Origin of the sequence: Petralouisia muris, from assembly GCF_004793545.1 — a bacterium.
Classification (GTDB): domain Bacteria; phylum Bacillota; class Clostridia; order Lachnospirales; family Lachnospiraceae; genus Petralouisia; species Petralouisia muris.
Map to the genome: position 1 here is coordinate 1 of NZ_SRYA01000229.1, position 707 is coordinate 707.

The following is a 707-nucleotide window of genomic DNA, read 5'->3' on the forward strand; positions in this document are numbered from 1 at the left end:
TCTCTTTCCGTGTGATTGGAAAAGATTATGACCAGACATTCAAGACGGACAAAAATGGCGAAATCGTTATTGACGGCTTGCGTATCGGCGAGTACACCGTGTCCGAGCAGCGACAAGGCATCCTCTGGCTATATCCTGCCCGCCGACCAGAAAGTGACCATCAAGACAGACGAAACGGCAACCGTAACCATGCACAACGAGCTGCGTGACACACCGAAAACGGGCGATGATTTTAACCTCGGCTTGTGGGTGAGCCTTGCGGCGGCATTTACAGTCGGTGCGGGCATCTTCGGGTTTGCAGGCTACCAGTGCGGAAGAAAGAAAAAGGAGGATTAAACAGAATGAGAGATAAGACTATTATAGCCATTGTGCTTGTGGCGTTTATCGGTGGTGCGGCTGCGTGGCTGCATCTCCGCAGAAAATAGTTTGAGAAATATTTTACTGATGTGGATTGGGGCGGTTTTCAACGACCGCCCTCTTTCCATGTATGGAGGTAGATATGGAAAATCTGAAAACCATTGAGGGCAAAGCCAGAGCCGTCATGCAAGAAAATGAGGACGCCAGAAATGACGACATGGTGCTGTACCTTGCCCTCTGCAACCTTTATCTGAAAGATGCGGGAGCTATGCCGCTCGCCCAGATACTTTTGAACCATAAGGAGCTTGGCTTGCCGAGCTTTGAGAGCGTGGGCAGGACACGCCGCAAAT

1 protein-coding gene and 1 pseudogene are annotated in these 707 nt (G+C 50.5%); both read left to right on the forward strand.

Features of this window, described 5'->3' with window-relative positions:
- Positions 1-336 (forward strand): annotated as a pseudogene (locus E5329_RS32450) (prealbumin-like fold domain-containing protein); the annotation flags it as partial.
- A 163-nt stretch (positions 337-499) separates the two neighbouring features.
- A partial coding sequence (locus E5329_RS29235; RefSeq protein WP_135992588.1) for a hypothetical protein occupies positions 500-707 on the forward strand: 208 nt, incomplete at its 3' end.